The sequence below is a fragment of the Spirosoma aerophilum genome, from assembly GCF_054782495.1.
This window is the reverse complement of record NZ_BAAGSJ010000036.1, coordinates 204,655-222,807: the sequence shown is the minus strand read 5'-3', so window position 1 is coordinate 222,807 and position 18,153 is coordinate 204,655. Positions and strand designations below refer to the sequence as shown.

Annotated in this window: 15 protein-coding genes; 11 read left to right on the top strand and 4 right to left on the bottom strand. The window is 50.9% G+C overall.

Going from position 1 to position 18,153, the window contains the following annotated elements; translation table 11 throughout:
* Nucleotides 1-23 precede the first annotated feature (23 nt).
* Nucleotides 24-632 carry a hypothetical protein gene (locus ACYVK4_RS28775; protein ID WP_461131036.1) on the bottom strand — a complete coding sequence of 203 codons (609 nt, stop codon included), beginning with the start codon at nucleotides 630-632 and terminating at the stop codon, nucleotides 24-26.
* A 238-nt stretch (nucleotides 633-870) separates the two neighbouring features.
* Between ACYVK4_RS28775 and ACYVK4_RS28770 the strand changes: the two genes are divergently transcribed.
* Both ACYVK4_RS28770 and ACYVK4_RS28765 read left to right on the top strand, forming a co-directional pair.
* Entirely contained in the window at nucleotides 871-1,155 is a 285-nt protein-coding gene (locus ACYVK4_RS28770; protein WP_461131035.1) for a hypothetical protein, read from the top strand.
* Entirely contained in the window at nucleotides 1,106-1,588 is a 483-nt protein-coding gene (locus ACYVK4_RS28765) for an alpha/beta fold hydrolase (RefSeq protein ID WP_461131216.1), read from the top strand. The genes ACYVK4_RS28770 and ACYVK4_RS28765 overlap by 50 nt, the downstream gene beginning before the upstream one ends.
* 127 nt (nucleotides 1,589-1,715) lie before the next feature.
* Here ACYVK4_RS28765 and ACYVK4_RS28760 read toward each other — a convergent pair whose 3' ends face one another.
* Nucleotides 1,716-2,330: a hypothetical protein gene (locus ACYVK4_RS28760; protein ID WP_461131034.1), complete on the bottom strand. Its 615-nt coding sequence runs from the start codon at nucleotides 2,328-2,330 to the stop codon at nucleotides 1,716-1,718.
* A gap of 707 nt (nucleotides 2,331-3,037) precedes the next feature.
* On the opposite strand from ACYVK4_RS28760, the gene ACYVK4_RS28755 reads away from it, so the two are divergent.
* Nucleotides 3,038-4,807 (top strand): arylsulfatase, encoded by a 1,770-nt coding sequence (locus ACYVK4_RS28755; protein ID WP_461131033.1) that lies wholly within the window; start codon nucleotides 3,038-3,040, stop codon nucleotides 4,805-4,807.
* A 137-nt stretch (nucleotides 4,808-4,944) separates the two neighbouring features.
* Here the strand turns inward: ACYVK4_RS28755 and ACYVK4_RS28750 are convergent, their stop codons facing one another.
* Both ACYVK4_RS28750 and ACYVK4_RS28745 read right to left on the bottom strand, forming a co-directional pair.
* Nucleotides 4,945-5,322: a VOC family protein gene (locus ACYVK4_RS28750; RefSeq protein ID WP_461131032.1), complete on the bottom strand. Its 378-nt coding sequence runs from the start codon at nucleotides 5,320-5,322 to the stop codon at nucleotides 4,945-4,947.
* A gap of 572 nt (nucleotides 5,323-5,894) precedes the next feature.
* Complete coding sequence (locus tag ACYVK4_RS28745) at nucleotides 5,895-7,745, bottom strand: ABC transporter ATP-binding protein (RefSeq protein ID WP_461131031.1); 1,851 nt, start codon at nucleotides 7,743-7,745, stop codon at nucleotides 5,895-5,897.
* A gap of 119 nt (nucleotides 7,746-7,864) precedes the next feature.
* Between ACYVK4_RS28745 and ACYVK4_RS28740 the strand changes: the two genes are divergently transcribed.
* From ACYVK4_RS28740 to ACYVK4_RS28705, 8 genes are all read left to right on the top strand, one after another.
* A complete protein-coding gene (locus ACYVK4_RS28740; RefSeq protein WP_461131030.1) occupies nucleotides 7,865-9,175 on the top strand; it encodes a thioredoxin family protein in 1,311 nt (436 codons plus the stop codon).
* 391 nt (nucleotides 9,176-9,566) lie between these two features.
* Nucleotides 9,567-10,550 (top strand): hypothetical protein, encoded by a 984-nt coding sequence (locus ACYVK4_RS28735; RefSeq protein WP_461131029.1) that lies wholly within the window; start codon nucleotides 9,567-9,569, stop codon nucleotides 10,548-10,550.
* A 21-nt stretch (nucleotides 10,551-10,571) separates the two neighbouring features.
* The gene (locus tag ACYVK4_RS28730) at nucleotides 10,572-11,084 is read left to right on the top strand and encodes a hypothetical protein (RefSeq protein WP_461131028.1); all 513 of its coding nucleotides are present in this window, start codon (nucleotides 10,572-10,574) and stop codon (nucleotides 11,082-11,084) included.
* A gap of 76 nt (nucleotides 11,085-11,160) precedes the next feature.
* Nucleotides 11,161-12,744, top strand: coding sequence for a sensor histidine kinase (locus tag ACYVK4_RS28725; RefSeq protein WP_461131027.1), 1,584 nt, complete (start codon nucleotides 11,161-11,163; stop codon nucleotides 12,742-12,744).
* Between the two features lie 130 nt (nucleotides 12,745-12,874).
* Nucleotides 12,875-13,639, top strand: a complete 765-nt coding sequence (locus ACYVK4_RS28720) for a DUF5958 family protein (protein ID WP_461131026.1) — start codon at nucleotides 12,875-12,877, stop codon at nucleotides 13,637-13,639.
* 237 nt (nucleotides 13,640-13,876) lie between these two features.
* Entirely contained in the window at nucleotides 13,877-15,139 is a 1,263-nt protein-coding gene (locus tag ACYVK4_RS28715) for an Hsp70 family protein (protein ID WP_461131025.1), read from the top strand.
* A 184-nt stretch (nucleotides 15,140-15,323) separates the two neighbouring features.
* Complete coding sequence (locus tag ACYVK4_RS28710; RefSeq protein ID WP_461131024.1) at nucleotides 15,324-15,812, top strand: low affinity iron permease family protein; 489 nt, start codon at nucleotides 15,324-15,326, stop codon at nucleotides 15,810-15,812.
* Nucleotides 15,813-16,112: 300 nt separating this feature from the next.
* Entirely contained in the window at nucleotides 16,113-18,140 is a 2,028-nt protein-coding gene (locus ACYVK4_RS28705; protein WP_461131023.1) for a PAS domain-containing sensor histidine kinase, read from the top strand.
* Nucleotides 18,141-18,153: the final 13 nt, after the last annotated feature.

The window sequence follows — 18,153 nt, the reverse complement described above, 5'->3', positions numbered from 1 at the left end:
GGCACTGCTTTATCCGTTATAAACTAGTGATGCGCCGTAGTCGATACGGGCGGATTGATCATGATGTGTGCCCGGTGTGTGCCGGGGTCCATAATCCAGGGCATACCCTCTGCTTCCGGTTTGGTGGGCAATCCTGTGCTCTCAGCGGTGGCATACGGAATATAGACCACATAGCGCAGATACCCATTTTTCACCTCACCCGTTGCCGCTGTATAATCTTCATCTTTGGCGGTATACGAGAATAACGACGACGGATGTCCCGGCATTGTCAATTTCTTGTCCTTCACCTCCTGCTCGCGCATAGCCAGAATCTCCGCCGGTTTTTTACCGTCTTTTTTCAATACCCGACCGCGTTCCATGAACGGGTCCAAATCGCGGTGATAGCAGGAGACACTCAACCCTTTCTGAGCCGGGTCATCGGCCAGGCAAACAAGTTCATTGGTTCCTTTTCGCAGTACGACGAACTCATTTTTCGGCGAATAGCCATACACCGTAGCGCCATCGCGCTTATCGCTGGGCGCGGCCAGCAACGCTGTTTTAATCTGTACATCGGGCGATGGAACCGTGGGCGTCTGCGCCAGGGCCGTAGCCAGTATTCCGTGTACAGCCAGGAAGGTAAGGGCGGTTTTCATAGTTTTTAAAGTTTAGTCAGGCTGGCTACTCGCGCAGATGGCGTGAATAGCCAGAGCATATTGGTATAATGTCAAATTTAGTCAGGTATCCGGATTCGTACTACGTTGACCAAACCGACTTTAACCGGATGTTGGCGGATCTAATCTGATTGCTGATCAATTCATTGATTCGGTTTCAAACGAATGGGATGGTTGTCAGGCGGCCAAACCTGAAATTCATCGTTACGGGTATTTGGCTTTGCAAAGTACCAAAATAAGTACAATAGCCAATCCCATCGGCCCGCCCCGGTACGCTCCGGAACAAATTGCAGCGGTTGCCTATAGCAAGCAACCGCTGCAACTTGTTGGCAATCTCAACATGACGGAGGCCTATCAAAGTAGTCAGCAACCTGCCCTCCAGATTGAAAACATGTTCTATGACGCTTTGGAAGTAGGCATTCAATATTCGTTTGTAAAAAAACTCTTCGAGCGCAATCAGTACACGGATCGTTCAACTGCACTACGTATCAGGTGGTCGGGGTAAGCCGCTCGTCCTCTTACCCGGCTGGCCGCAAACCGGGTGGAGCTACCACAAAATCATGCCCTTGCTGGCGGAGAGTTATCAGGTCATTGTGGTTGAGCTGCGCGGTATGGGAAGTTCGGATAAACCAATAACGGGCTATTCGAAAAAAGGAATGGCTGGTGATGTGTCGGCTTTACTCGGCCAACTGGGCTTTGAGCGGACTTACATCGCCGGTCATGACATCGGAGCTGCCGTCGCCTTCAGCTTTGCGGCTCATTTTCCGGAAAAGACCGAAAAGCTGATTTTATTGCCCCCCTATCCTGACGAGAATCTGTACAAGCTTCCCATGCTTCCGATTGGGTCGGGCGTTCATCCGTGGTGGGCCGCTTTTAACCAAGTTCAGCAAAGGCGATTTGTGGTACAGTCGGTCAACTACTACGCACAACCTGGGTGACTGGCTATGCAGTTGTTAATGGCCAGTTCCCTATTGATATTCGAATGAACCCGATCCCCGTACTTTCCCCTACAGATACAGTACTGAAACATACGGGGGTAAGCATCCTCACCAGGCTCAGGTAGGGTTATAAGTCCTTTTGTTTGTTCTTCTCCCGGGCGCTGATAGCCCGACCCTGGTTTCGTTGGGCGCAATTTTGGGCTTCCAGTTCCAAAAGGGGCAGTTTTAAAGTGAAAAACCTTAATTCGCTAAGTCCGCATTCGGTACTGTACGAGTAGTAGCCACTTGATTGAACTTCCATATCGCCACTGACCCAGGTTTTAGAGTAGGTCTTGTTGGAATTACTGACGCAATCGCCTTTGGTTTCCAGGCTTTTCAGTTGGGGTTGTCCGTATTGAACCACCATGGCCTGCTCCAGTTCGTTACTCCCCTGGCACTGTATTTGACTTAACTTATCCTCAAAGAAAAACAGGTAGGTATTCAGTAAATTGACTCCAGCTACCTCGTACTTTTTGAGGTAGTACACTTCGACCATGGGGCAAGAGGAGGCTAAGGAAGGAGCATCTCCCTTCCCGGTGTACACCAACCGAAACACCGAACTGCCATCTCCCTCGAAATTTTGCCGGGTAGCATCCTTGATTCCTCTTTGGTACCCTTTCGCTACTTCACCAAGCACCTCGGCGGTCGGTCTGCCGATTTTAAAGGGGCCAATGCCCGCCTGTTTATTTTGACCACTGGCCATGAATGATACGGCCAAAAACAAATAAAAGCAGATGTATTTCACGAGTTACTTTTTTACTACAAATGTAAATATTTTATTCACATACATCGCTCAAATTGCCAACATATTATCATTATGATACTAAATAATATTTACAGTTAATTTATATAGAAAGTCTGACTCCCCCCGATGGATGTAGGACTGTGCTTTCAGCGACTTTTAGAACCGGACTTTTTGGGAACTATCGATAGTGGTTATGCACCGGCCAATGCAACTCAATCATGTGTCGTTTAAAGCCTACTGGCCGCTCCATTGGCTGCCAACCAGGGCGTCAAAGCCTGCCAGCTTCTGATCAATCAACACACCCATATTAACTACCCCGCCCTGAAAAAGAGCGGCTTTACCTAGGCTCTTACCCTGGACGGAGCATAGCCCGGTTGAAACGCAGGATAACGGGTGTTAGGGGAAGAACGGCCGTTTACCATGCCTGTCCGGTTATTTCAACCGCTAATGGCTAATGCCTGAGTAGGTCGTCTGATCGATCAACAGGTAATCGGTCATCGAATAAGGCGAGGCTTGCCAAGCCAATACCCATACTCATTGGCGCCAGCAGACGTTTTTGATAACAATTTCCAGTAAAGAAGGAGACTCCTTTCTTTTAGTAACTGACTGGCCCCAGACGCTGACTCGTTATGAACCGGCTTTGAATCACTTATTCATTCTAATTGATGAAAATTCCATTTTGGACAGGCATGGCTGCGCTACTCATCGGCGCATGGATCACTTGGGGACCAACCATCAGCACCTCACCAGCTGCTGTAAGGCCCAACGTATTGTTCATCCTGACCGACGACCAGGGCTGGGGTGACCTGAGCCTGCATGGAAATCGATTTGTCGAAACACCCAACCTCGACCAGTTGGCCCGCAGCGGAGCCCGGTTCGATCACTTTTTCGTCAGCCCGCTTTGCGCCCCCACCCGCGCCAGCCTGCTCACGGGCCGCTACCACCTCCGCACGGGTACGGTTTCGGTCTCCCAGGGGTGGGAACGCATGCGCAGCACGGAACTCACTCTGGCCGAGGTGTTCCGGCAGAACGGTTATGCCACCGGTTGTTTTGGCAAATGGCATAATGGGGAACATGCCCCCGAAGACCCCAACAGTCAGGGATTCGATGAGTTTCTGGGCTTTTGTGCGGGCCATTGGAATAATTACTTCGATACCGACTTGCAACATAACGACCGGATGGTATCCACCAAAGGGTTCATTACCGACGTACTGACCGATGCCGCCCTGAACTTTATCAGTCAGCATAAAACCGAACCTTTTTTCTGTTATGTGCCGTTCAATGCTCCCCACAGCCCCCACCAGGTAGCGGACCGATATTTTGATAAGTATAAAGCCAAAGGCCTCGACGATGAGCAAGCCAGTATCTACGGCATGGTTGAAAACGTCGATGATAACGTAGCGCGGCTGTTGGCCAAACTGGATCAGTTGGGTTTGGCCCAAAACACGATTGTGGTCTTTGCAACCGACAACGGCCCCAACGGCCACCGCTTCAATGGAGAGATGAAAGGCATCAAAGGCTCGGTCGATGAAGGGGGCGTGCGCGTGCCGCTCTTCGTTCGATGGCCGGGAAAAATACGTCCTCAAACCCGGATACGACCCAATTCGGCCCACATCGATCTATTACCAACGCTGGTCGGCTTGTGTGATTTGCGCTTTACACCTGGCAACCCCATCGATGGCCGCAACCTGGCGGGCCTGTTGCGAGGCCAGACCGATACGTTACCCGATCGCATGCTGTTCACCCACGTTGCCGGGATGAGCGGTGGCGTCCTTCCGGCGGAGCCAGGGGCGGTACGGACGGCTCAGTATCGGCTGGTTCAGCAAAAGGGGCAAATCCACTTATACGATATGACTGGCGATTCGGCGCAGTCGACGGATCTGGCCGCTAGACAGCCCCAACAGGTGCAAACACTACAAACCGCCTACGCGCACTGGTTCAGAGATGTGTCCCAAACGATAAGTCTTTCCCGGCCCGTGCCGGTGGCGAGTCGACGGGTGTTATTGCAGGCCCCGGAAGCCTATTTTTCGGGTAAGGTACGCTATAAACAGGGCAACGGCTGGGCGAATGACTGGCTCATAAACTGGCAGTCACCCGCCGATTCAATTTGGTGGGACGTGGCCGTAGATCGACCGGGCGTGTATCAATTGAGCCTCCAATATACCGCTCCGACTGCCGCTGTTGGAACACTGGTAACCATTACAGCCGACAATAAGACGCTCCAACAAACGATACGAACCCGTTTTGACCCGCCCCTGACACCCAGCCCGGACCGAATTCCTCGTAAAGAAGTCTATGAAAAGCCCTGGGCGTGGCTGGCGTTGGGAAAGCTTAAGCTGCCTGCCGGGCATCACCGGATTTTGCTGCAGGCCAGATCTGTCCCCAACAGGCAGGTGGCCGAAGTAAAAGCGCTCTTGCTTACCGCTTCAGAGTAATCGGCTACTCAACCCTGGTCGCTCGTTTTTTGCCGACCTATTTCAATGTTTAATTGAAACGCCTGTCTGCTAATTTGTAACGTATTCCCCGTAACCTAGGCGTCTGGCGTGAACACGTCTGAAAGCCTGGACAAAGCCTAACCAACTTCCTCCCACAGTTCGATGCTGTTCCCTTCAGGATCCAGGATATGGACAAATTTCCCATACTCAGAAACCGCAATTTCATCCAGAATGGTCACTCCCGCACTTTTTAGCTGCTCAACCAGTTCATCGAGCTGCTCGACCCGGTAATTGATCATAAATTCCTTTGCCGAGGGGCCAAAGTAAGTCGTGTCTTTGCCAAAGGTGGCCCAAACCGTGGTTCCTTCTTTGCCGGGCTCTTCGGCATCGCGCCATTTGAACATGGTTCCGTACTCCGTCACTGGTAAACCCAGATGACGGGCATACCACTCATTCATGCGATGCGGGTCATCGCATTTGAAGAAGATGCCCCCTATTCCCGTTACTTTTTTCATGCTTAGTCCTTCCAATTAGTTTGCCAATACTAATACCGTCAAAACGTAATCTATTTCTGTTGTTACCCATTTAGCGAATAGAGCAGGAAATAATTGGGTAGATTACACAAGATTGAAGTCGTTTGGCAGTACTGTATAAGTCATCCAGTGCAGAGTGCCGAATAACTGGTCAGGATACGGAAATGGATTACGGGAAAACGTATTACTGCGAATAGCACTTTTTTCAATCAAAGGTAGCCAGGGATACTCTCTCGTTTAACGCTCGTAAGCGATACAAACGGGCGTTCCATTTGCCCATTCAGGCATGTATGAGGCAAACAAACCATGCCTATACCAGCAGTTGAAGCTTTAAGATTATTTTGTCACCCTTCTGCTTTTCACAGTTTACCTATAGGCCCTGCCTAAATAGCTGTAAATCCGCCATTGGCCACACCAAAATAGCGTAAACGCAAGCTAAAAGATGTGAAGTTAACCCTTTTAGAACGGCCCTATAGGAGGCTAACTACCTAAATTACAATAACTAAGTATGACGAGAGACCGAAGCCGTTGTTATCCGGCCTCCCGCCATCTTTCTACTGATACCCCCGTGCCTGCAGGCCGAACAACTCGGCATAGCGACCGTCTTTCTCCAGGAGCTCATAATGGCTCCCGATCTCGAGCAGGGTGCCGTTTTCCAGCACCAGAATCCGGTCGGCCATGCGGACAGTGCTAAACCGGTGCGAGATGATTACCGATGATTTACCGTCCGTTAGTTGCCCAAACCGCTGGAACACTTCGTACTCCGCCCGGGCATCGAGAGCGGCTGTCGGTTCGTCCAGAATAATCAACTGCGCATCACGCATGTAGGCCCGCCCCAGCGCAACCTTCTGCCACTCTCCCCCCGACAGTTCGACGCCTTTGCCGAAGGATCGCCCCAGTTGCTGGTCGTACCCACCGGCCAGCTTGGCGATAACCGTGTCGGCCAGGCTGCGTTGGGCAGATGTTTCGATACGCGGCTGATTCGTTCGTTCGTCGATGTCACCCACGGCAATATTTACCCCCGCCGACATTTTGAAGCGGGTATAATCCTGAAAGATGACGCCGATATTGCGCCGAAGCTCCATCAGGTCATACTCCCGAAGGTCATAGCCATCGAGCAGAATCCGTCCTTCTGCCGGGTCGTACAAACGAGCCAGTAGTTTGACAAGGGTTGTTTTGCCCGCACCGTTTTCGCCAACCAGGGCCAGCTTTTCCCCAGCCTGAAGCGTGAACGACAGATTACGCAGCGCCCAACGCTCTGAGTTAGTGTATTTAAACCCGACATTTTCAAATACGAACCCTTCGCGAATCGGCTTTGGAAAAGGGCGTACCGTTTGGGGCGAATGAATGAGCGGCTTAATAGCGAAATAGTCGAACAGGTCCTGCAAATAAATAGCCTCCTGCGTGAGGCTGCTGAACTGAAGCAGAATTCCTTCCAGCGAGCCCCGCACCTGCCGGAAGGAACCGGCCAGAAAGGTCAGGTCGCCCAGCGAGATCTGCCCGTTAACCGCCCGCATCACAATCCAGACATAGGCACCATAATAACCCGCTGTGCCCAGGCTAGTCAGCAGCGTTCCCCAGCCAGCGCGACTAATGGCCAGCGCCCGGTTCTTTAGGTAATACCCCCAGGATAATTCCCTGAACCGGCCAATCAGGAAATCGGACAGGCCAAAAATCTTGACCTCTTTAGCCGTCTCATCACTCGCCCCAATGTAACGGAGGTAATCGAGCTCACGTCGTTCAGGAGTCCAGGAGCGGGAGAGTGAATAGCTGCGCTGGTTGAAGTAGTTATCGCCAATAAACGAAGGCGTTACGGCTACCAGAATCAACAGTAGCAACCAGGGATTATAAACGGCCAGACCAGCGGCCAGAAACCCAATTGAAATCAGCTCCTGTACCTGACCGAATACACCGGAGAGTAACACCGTCCGTCCGGACGTCTGGCGTCGGGCGCGTTCAAGTTTATCGTAGAACGTAGCATCTTCAAACTGTTCGAGATCGAGCGAGGCCGCGTGTTCCATCAGCCGAATCGACGTTTGATTGGCAAACAAATCACCTAATAAACCATCCATCAGGGCCACAGCGCGGCCCAGGGCCGTGGAAAGAATCGCCAGCCCGAATTCGGCCGCTACGAGCCACCAGATATAGTTTGTATCGTCGGTTGTCGTTTGTTTAGACAGAGCAACAACCTGATCAATGATCAGTTTACCTACATAAAGCGTAGCCGCCGGAATAGCTGCCCGCACCAGCCGCAGGGCGGCATTGCCGAGAAACAACCCCGGCGAAACTTCCCATACTAATCTAAAAAATGCAGGCAGATTGCGCAGTGCCGCGAAGCGTTCGCGCCAGCTTACCTGGTCTTTGGTATCAGCGGGGCTAGCGTGTGGAATTTCCTTTTTTGCCATATACAAAAAAGACAAGTCCAATAAGGGATTAGTTCAGCGCGAGGTCGTGATGGCGCGAGGCTCTGGCCATCAGCAATGCGCCATCATTACATTGACAAATTTTTGTTGTTACTTCCAATATGAAAGAATTTGTTTCAAGGCTGATTTTGCTCCTGGCTCTGCTTTTAACAAGTGAACTGACCGCCCGGAGTATGACCATTCCACTTAATCAGCCGCCCGGTATTTCCTTTTTCAAGGGTTCCTGGAAAGCCGTTCTGGCCGAAGCCAAACGGCAGAACAAACCCATCTTTCTGGACGTGTACACAACCTGGTGCCCGCCCTGCAAACGAATGGAGAAGGAAGCGTTTCCGAACCCGAACGTAGGCGCTAAATACAATGCTTACTTCCTCAATTATCAACTCGATGCCGAACGGGGAGAGGGTGTAGCCATTGCCAGACAATACCTGGTAGCCAGTTACCCTACAGCGTTATTCATTGCGCCCGATGGTGCCCTGATTCATCGCGCGGTGGGGTATGGCGGGGTGGCGGCCATGATCGCGCAGGTCGATCACGCGTTGTCGTTACCCCGCTTGAAAGCTACGATAGCCAAAGGAGATAAGGACTTTGCCGAAGGCCGGCATGACCCACACTTTTTAAAGAAATACCTGCAAACCCGCCAAACCCTCAACCGGCCCATCAATGATGTGATCGATGCGTATATCGACGCGCTGCCGGAGCAGGAACGCACAACGCCTGAAACTATAACGTTTATTGCCGCCACCCTTCAGTCGTCCGATGCGAAAGCGTTTGATTATCTGATCAGGCACCGCCCGCCACATTCATCAGCGGATCCGGCTCAGGAAAACCTGCGAAATACAATGTCAAATGCGCTGCACCGAATGATTTCCAACGACTTCAAACAGGCCGTTGCCCTGAGCAATGAAGAACTGCTGGAGAAAGTTATTGCGAACAGCGAACGAATGACCGCTTCGGCCAACCCTTCCATCGTTCGGCACGATACACTGAAGGAGGAAGCCGCCAACGAGTATCGGCTCAGGTTTTTCAGGGAGACGAAGAACTTCGCCAAATACCAGGCCCTGGCAGCTCCTATAGCCCAACATCAGTTGATGAGCCAGTCAGTCGCCAGCCTGAGTAAGGCAGACTCTGCTGCCAGCGCAGAACTGACATACCTCACGGTTTTCAGGGCAGACTCGCTGAAAGAAACGCTTGATTATTCAGTCGCCGAGATGCCTATCAAGGATCATCTTATGTCGTGGCGGGTAGCTTACTTACTCGACGAAATCGCCGGCACATACGATGAGTTAGGCACCTCTTCGGCCGATTGGGAAGCCGCTCTGGCCTGGTCTGAACGGTCAATAGCGTTATACCCTACGCCAAGCTATGCGGCCACCCGCGCCCGATTATTGAAAAAGCTGGGGCGGTCCAACTAATCATAAGGTCATTTACTACCGTTGCCTAAATACTAATTGTTAATCTATTAAGCCGTTATCTATATTTAATCGACTCTATAATCTGGCGTATAGCCAGCTATTGACTGTCATTTGTTACCTGGCCCCCAGGACCTTCAGGCTATTTTAACAGGAATGCCTGCGACAGGTAGCCAGCCCGAACGGCGGGCGTTCCGTGTTCATCTTTCCCGCTTACTTATACTACTCATGCACCGGCGACTTGTCAGTTCAATACGAATACGCGGGGGCTTCTGCCACCTGTATTCGCTCGCCACCGGGTGTCTATAGCCCTACTCTACATACCATTTGTACGCCCTAATTCAATTGTATGAAACGTAAAAGATCTCTACCGTGTGCATTTTTGGTGATATTAATGCTTTTATTAAGGCAGCAAACGCATGCCCAACGAACCCAGGTCAATGGATTTATTGACGCCGTTACGTACCTGCAAAATGGCCGGGTCAATTTCACGCTGGGCGAACAAACCACGTTTATCAAGTCGGAGTTGAATGACCGGTTTTCTTTTTTAGGCGAGACCGTAATTCGATACGCGCCCGAAAACCAGTCTAAATTCGATATCCGCATTGAACGGGCGATTATCAAATACAATTATTACGGCAATCATAACCTGCTCATTGGCAAACACCATACACCCATCAATTACTGGAACGACACCTACCATCGGGGACGGGTCTTCTGGCCTACCATTGACCGTTTGCTCGTCTTCGCACAGGGCATTATCCCGCAGAATACGACGGGCATCAGTCTTCAGGGGCTAAACCTTGGGAAACTACGATTTGGCTACGACCTGATGGTTGGCAACGGCATTGGCTCAACGGACCTGGCCGATAACAACGCTTTCAAATCCATAACGGCGGGAGTACACATCAAACCGATTGATAACCTGCGGCTGGGTGGCACTTTCTACCACGACGTTATCTCCAACGTGGGCCGCCTGGTTGGTCAGGCAGACAGTGTTCAGATTCCTAACTCCAATGTAACGCAGAATTTACTGACCGCTTCGGCCACTTATTTTGGCAAGAAGTTCGAATTCATAGCCGAGAGCACCACCGCGTTGAACCAGTCGAATATAATGGGCAACCAGCGGGTATCGACCCTGTACCTGTACGCTGGCCTGCGATTCAAAGACAAACTCATTCCATACATCCGTTATGACAATGTTCAGTACCGGGACAGAGAAGTCTATTTTCGCCAGGACAATACCCAGTCCTACATTGCTGGTCTGCGCTACGAAATCAACTACCTGACGGTGGTGAAGCTGGAGTATCAGCAGCTACAAAAAGAAAAGGCAACCACGACCGACAAGGTATCGCTTCAACTGGCTATTGGTTTCTGAACAACAAACTGAAGGACGAACATGAATTTTGCCTGGTTTACCCCATTCATACTACTAGTGCTGTTGCTTGGCAGTCGGCAGGAATCGGCCGCGCAGGAAGCCATCTTTACCGGTATCAGCGATGAAGCCCTGTTTGCGGAAGATATTCCCCAGACCAGTCAGGACCCCGTACTGACCGTTATCAGTAACGGCAAAGGTGCACCTTCAGAAATGAATATGTCGCTGCTTCGGTCGGCTCTTAAAGGAGAAAAGCAGCGGTGGCCCGATGGCTCGAAAGTCATTCTGGCACTCATGAAAAGCAACACCGCCATTGGGGAGCATACGTGTAAGCGACTTTACAACATGAGCAGCAATGAACTCAATAAGTACTGGCTCGCGCTGGTGTTTCAGGGAAAAGCCGACGCGCCCAATTTCTTCAACTCTGAAAGCGAACTGGCAACCTTTGTGGCCCAGACGCGGGGGGCCATCGGCATCGTCAGTCAGGTATCCAACGACATCAAGTCGATTCTGGTTGACGGAAAAAAAGTACTCTGATCCCTTTAGGTTGAATGTAGTCGCGCGCTGAGCAGCCGGGTGACTGCGTTGCTTCACCCACAAAAAAGAACGTCTGATGCGCTTCACAGTAAAGACCAAAATATGGATGGCCGTCGTCACCATTGTATCGCTGTTCGCCTGTTTTTTGCTCTTTTACCTCCCCGCCGTCCAGGAACAGTACCTCTTGACGAACTACAATAAAGAAGTACAGAGTCAGGCTAATACCGTAGCGCTGGGCGTCAGGATCGCGATAACGGAACAGAATTTTAAGGGGGTGCAGATGGCGATGGATTTCGCCAAAAATGACCCTCAACTCAAATTTGTCAGCCTCATCCAAACGGATACGCTGCCGGCAGAAAACCAATCTGCCAGCCAGGTCAAACGCACAGTTTTTATGACCTATCCCGAAAACGTAGCGTTGGACGTTAATGCGGCTTCCAGTGATTCGATGGTTATTAAACGGGCCGCCTTTAACACCCCCTCTATGAACGGAGAGGTGTTGGTAGCCTCGTCGACCAACGAAATTATCCAGACAAAAAAACAGATTCGCGCTACATCGTTATTCTTTTCGTTTGTTGTCCTGGCGTTGGGTATTCTCATGGGGCTGCTTCTGGCCCGCAATATATCCGTACCCGTTCTGGAGTTGCGGGATGCGGCTAATAAAGTGGGCGAAGGCGACTTGACCCAACGCGTCAGCCGCCACTCAAACGACGAGATCGGCGAACTCGGTGTCGCGTTCAACACCATGGTCAATGACTTGGCAAACGCCCGACAGGAAGCCAGCGAACGAACCGCTGACCTGATTCGGGAGAAGAAGAAGTCGGACGACCTGCTGGTCGATCTGCAAAACACACTGGCCAACCTGAAAGAAACGCAGGAGCAGCTGATCCGGCAGGAAAAACTGGCGTCCATTGGCCAGCTCACCAAGGGATTGGTCGACCGGCTGCTCAACCCGCTGAACTACATCAATAATTTTGCAGCCTTCTCAAAAGATCTGCTGGTTGATATGCAGGACGGGCTCAGTCATGAAAAATACGCTACCGATGAGATCGTTCAGGATGATTTGCTGCCCCTGATGAAAATGGCCCAGACCAACGTGGAGAAGATCAACGAACACGGTTCAAGCCTGACAAGGATTGTACGGAGTATGGAAAAGCTGTTGAAAACGTCATCAACTCAGGCCGAAACCACCCAGCTTACATCCCTCATTGAACGGCAGGTTGAACGTGTTTTAGAAACGTCGAAGCAGTTGTACGACGGTTTTCAGGTCCAGTTTTTTACAGACTTTAGTGATAATTGCCGGGACATCAATACGCTATCGGCGGATATAGAGTCGGTCATTGGTTACCTCCTTGATAACTCGCTGTATTCGGTCTACGAAAAATCCGTATCTGCTACGGAGTACATGCCCACCATAAGCATTGAGACAACACTTACGGAGGGCCTGGTGAACATAAAAATCAGGGACAATGGAAAAGGCATTCCAGCCGCGGAGGTCAAACAGCTATTTTCTCCCTTCTTTACAACGAAGCCCACTGCCAAAGGAACTGGATTAGGGCTGTACATCAGCCAGGACGTTATTCGCATGCACAAAGGCAACATCACCGTCGACACAGAAGAAGGTCGTTATGCAACATTCACGATTGAATTACCTGTGTAACAAAAAGAGTTGTAGCGAGTTTCTCAGAGATAAAAACACTGGTATACAACTCATTAACGAAGCCATAGCCCTGTAAGCGGAGACGTCGTTAATGGATAGATCAGGCCGTCACACACGCATTAGCCAGACCATGAGCCTTGACGAAGAAATAGCGATCTATCAATTTGGCCAGGGCATCCGGCCAGCAGACGACCTGTTGACTCATGTGAACCAGTTGGACCGGTTTGCCAGAAGAGTCTGGTTATTTGACTTCTCTGCAATACTGGGTCGATTAAATCTCACGAATTACGAGTTGGATCAGGCCCTGGCTGAGTTTCCACCGGAGGCCCTCGCCACGCCCGCCTTCATTCGGTACATCAATCAATTGAGGAAAGGGTTACGAGCGCATCTGCCTGAATCGGAACTGAACAAATACTTCGTGCTGTTGCTACAGCTCTTCAAAACGGGTTACCAGCGACATTATGCGTTGGAGAAGGACAATCCGACGGGCTGGCAGTATCAGGACCTATCGAGTGATGAGACCGTCCGAAACATTGAGACAGCCCACCAGGCACTGGTCGAGAAAGTATACGCCGACCCCAGCTTTCGGACTGAGTTTGCCAGCATCGCCAGGCACTGGCACGAGCAAGCTAACAGCATCCAGGTTAAACCCCAGCCACAGGAGCCCGATCCAGCGAATCAACCCCGGCTGAATTTTCTCTCGTACGATGAGATCGTGACATTATCGGTCCCGTCCTTTATCGACAGAAAATCCCTTTCCGTGCGCATACTGCTCCAATCCGTCGAGCAAGCCCTTTTGAAAATGTATCATTTACGGCCAGAACAAGCGAGTCGATTAACAACAGACGTAGTCGACAGGCATATGCGGGATACCTACGGAACCAGCCTTCGCTAACAGACAGCCTGCCTGTGCAGCCTGCCCAAAAGACTTACCAGCTTCCTTTTCACCCCTCCCCGTCGGCCCCGATGCCTATTATCGTCGGCGTTTAATAAATAAGCCGCCTACCAAATCGTTTTTAATGGTAATTTTGTCCCCCTTTTTTACCCATCCAAAGTCGTGCATCCCGGTTTAGTTTGTAGTACGTCCTGACCCGAAGAGAGCAATGCGCGATAACATTCGAGACTGATTGGCATGACAAGAATTTCCTGCGGAATAGATTTTGGCACCTCAAATACAAGCGTAGCCATTGATAAAGACGGCGAAATCAGCCTGGTACCCGTTGAACAAGACCACGTAACCATCCCCAGCGCGATCTTTTTTCAGCGCGACAACAACAGAGCATTTTATGGCAGAACCGCCGTTAACCTGTTTTTTGAACGGCAGCCGGGTCGGTTCATGCGGAGTTTGAAGCGGGTGCTGGGTACGTCGCTTATGAAGCAGGGAACCGTCGTCAACGGCGTTTCCATGAACTTCCCGACCATCATCACGCACTTTTTGCAACACGTTAAAGACAAAGCCGATGCCGTTGCCGGTCAGGAGATCGACAGTGTCGTGATGGGACGGCCGGTGCATTTTCTCGATAACGACCCGGCTGCCGATAGTCGGGCACAGGACGAATTGACCGCCATTGCCCGGCGAATCGGCTTCAAACACATTGCGTTTCAGTTTGAGCCAATTGCTGCAGCTTTCGCCCACGAAGCCCGGCTGAGTGGCGAGAAACTGGCCATTGTGGCTGATTTGGGCGGTGGCACCTCCGACTTCACCGTTATCCGGCTGTCGAACCAGTCTATTCACAAAGCCGATCGCAGCACCGACATCCTGGCCAATACCGGTGTCCGGATCGGGGGCAATGATTTCGATAAAGAGTTAAGTCTGGCGGCCATCATGCCCGAGCTGGGCTACCGAAGTACCTACGGCGACAAAAATCTGGAAGTACCCCTGAAACAATACCACGACCTGGCCGAATGGAGTAAAGTCAATTTTCTGTATACGACCAAACTCATTATGCAAACCCGGCAGATTCTCCATCAGTCGCACGACAAAAAACGATACGGTAGGCTGTTGCATGTGCTGGAGCACGAAACGGGTCACTCGTTGCTGGCCGCTGCCGAAGGGGCCAAAATTGCCCTGACCGATCAGCCGGAGCACAAAACGCACCTCAATTTTATTGAAGATGACTTTTTCGTACCGATACAACGCGACCTTTTTGAAAAAGCGATTTTCGAGGATGTTGAAAAAATAGCCGACTCAGCCCGGCAGTGCCTTCAGGATGCAGGCGTTCGAAACGAAGACATTGACCTGGTTATTCTGACCGGCGGCTCTACCGAAGTGCACGCCATACAAACTGAATTCAAGCGGCTCTTTCCCAACGCAGCCATCGCCGACGAAAACAAACTGTCCAGCGTTGGTCTTGGCCTGGCTTATGACAGCCGCACCAAGTTCGGCATGCCTTGATCGATCGAATAAAACTTCTGACTGGCAAACGGGATTCATTCATAGTTGACATAAGCAAACGAAAAAAACGGCATAGTCGGGTCAAAAAGCTATCTTTCTGGCGCGGCTATGCCGTTTTTTAATTTCAGAAATCACCCGCCCAAACCATTTAGTACATAGTCTACTTTTTAATTTCCGTCTCCCCATGCGTACTCGTTCATTTGCCAAATCGTTTGAGACATTTGCCTCTAGAGCCACCCAGGTAACAGGTTCCTCCACCGCCTTTTTGCTGGCTTTACTGAGCATTATCGTCTGGATCATCACGGGACCTATTTTCGGCTATTCCGATACGTGGCAGCTCGTCATCAACACCAGCACAACGATCATCACGTTTTTAATGGTCTTCCTGATTCAGAAATCGCAGAATAAAGACTCGCTGGCGATGCAGCTCAAATTGAATGAACTCATCGCGGTGAATAATAAAGCCAGTAACCGCCTGCTCAATGTCGAAGACCTTACAGAAGCTGAACTGCGCGCCCTCCACCGGTTTTTCGGCAAACTCGTTGAGAAAGCAAAAACCGAGGCCAACCTGTCAGAATCCCACTCCGTTGAAGAAGCCGAAGATATTCATACTGATAAACAGGAAGTGCTGAAGCAACGACAGGCCATCCGCAAAAAACAGGCACGCCAATAAGCCTGGCGCTCATCTCAACCCAAAATTGCCCTAAACAGCCTATTCCAGTGAAGAGAAGGCGGCTGATTCTGAGCCACCGGATTGACAGAATAAAGGATCTGTATTTATTTTAAAGACGTTTTGCCCGTAATTTAGTTTAGTAGGTAAAAACAGGGTTTGCCGAACGGCAGGCCCAACTGATGGCCTTGGTTCGACTGGCAATCGAACGGTGTGTGGTTCCTCGAAAAGATGATGTCCTGAACGCATTCATTGGCTCAAAACCACAGACTAACCGCTAACGTTTTCAGATAGTCTCAACGCATGAATCAGCCTTTTGCTGCTCAATCAACGCCTTTACAACCAGACGAAGAAGCCTTACTTCGCCGTTCTTTCGACCAGCTTCAAACAGCCCTGAGCATAGGCCTGATTGCTACCTGGTTTTTAGATATCGGAGCCGATAAAGTATATGGGGATGTGAATCTTTTCCGGCTATTCAGCGTCCATGACGAGCTGGGTGAGCTGGGGCTTCCCTTAAGCACATTCACCGACTCGATTCATCCGGACGACCAGTCGCGAGTGCTCCACTTGATTGACGAAGCGATACGGTACGGGCAAGTGTATGAGGCAGAGTACCGCATCGTGTCTCCCAACCATACCCGTTGGGTTTTGGCACGCGGCAAGGCTACATACGATACCAGCAACCAACCGCTTACTTTTTCCGGTGTGCTGGTTGACGTGACCGACCGAAAACAGATTGAACTGCGTTCGCAAATAGCCGAAACCAACTTTCGGTTATCTGTTGAAGCCGCCCGCATGGGTACCTGGGAATTTCGGCCCCTAACCGGCGAGTTGATCTGGTCTGACCGCACGAAAGAGTTATTTGGCCTGCTCCCGTCAGCAACGATCGACTATACTGTTTTTTTAGAAGGGGTTCATCCGGATGATCGGGAAATGGCGGACCGGGCCATTCAGGCCATTCTGCAACCGGGTGGCGACGGCCGCTTTGACCTCGAATACCGTACTGTAGGGCGAAACGATGGCCAGATTCGCTGGATCCGCTCCAATGGGCAGGCTTTCTTTAATGAACAGGGGGTTGTTCATCAATTTATCGGCACGGTCATGGATATTACGGCCGATAAAGAAAACGAGGCCTTATTAAAACGTCGCGTAGAGGAACAGACACATACCCTCGAACAGCAGGCCAATCAACTCCGAACGACCCTGGATGCGTCGCTCAACAGCATTATTGCCATGACGGCCCTGCGCGATGCATCCAATACGGTTGTCGACTTTATGATGGATACGGCGAATGAAGCCGTCATCAAAAGTAACTTCATGACACCTGATCAGATTATTGGCCGACCTTTATTGACTGTTTTTCCGGGCAATAAAGACAATGGTTTTTTTGATTTGTATGTACGGGTTGTGGAAACGGGGCAGCCTGAGCAAAGCAGTCAGTATTACCGCGATGAGTTTGGTCTTGAAGGCTGGTTTGAAGTGTCGGCGGTTAAACAGGGCAGCAATGGTGTAGTCGTCACGTACAACAACATCACTGAACGGAAACAGGCGGAACTGGCCGCTCAGCAGCAGGAGAAAGAACTCAAAGAAGCCAACGCTGAACTGCATCGCTCCAACGAGAACCTGCAGCAATTTGCGCACATCGCGTCGCATGATCTACAGGAACCTCTCCGGCGTATTCAGGCATTCAGCGATATTCTCCAGAATCAATTTGTTGATAGCCTTTCGGACGGCGAGCGGGATATGGTTCGGCGCATACAGAAATCGGCCGGGCGAATGCAACTGTTAATCAAGGATTTACTGCTCTATTCGCAACTAAGTACACAACGAGACTCGTTTACAACAGTTGCCCTCAACGACGTACTCAACGATGTGGTAACGGACCTGGAAATGACCATCTCTGAAAAAAACGCGACGGTCCAGACATCTCCCCTGCCCCATATATATGGTAGTGCGTCCCGGCTGCGTCAGCTGTTTCAGAATCTCATTACAAACGCGCTAAAATTCACGCAGCCCGGCATAGCGCCCCTTATCAACATACAGTTTCAGGAAGCCAGTCCGAATGAACTACCAGCCAATCTGATCGACCAGACGAACCAGCCCTTCTGGCTCATAACGGTATCAGATAATGGTATTGGCTTCGATGAACGCTATAAAGACCGGATCTTCACCCCGTTCCAGCGCCTGCACAATCCGGCAAACTACAGTGGAACCGGCATTGGTCTGGCCATCTGCCAGCGGGTAACCGAAAGCCACGGGGGCGGTATCGACGTAAGCAGTCAGGAAGGCAAAGGCTCTACCTTTAAAATCTTCCTGCCGATTCTGGTTTGAAGCCGGTTGAGCG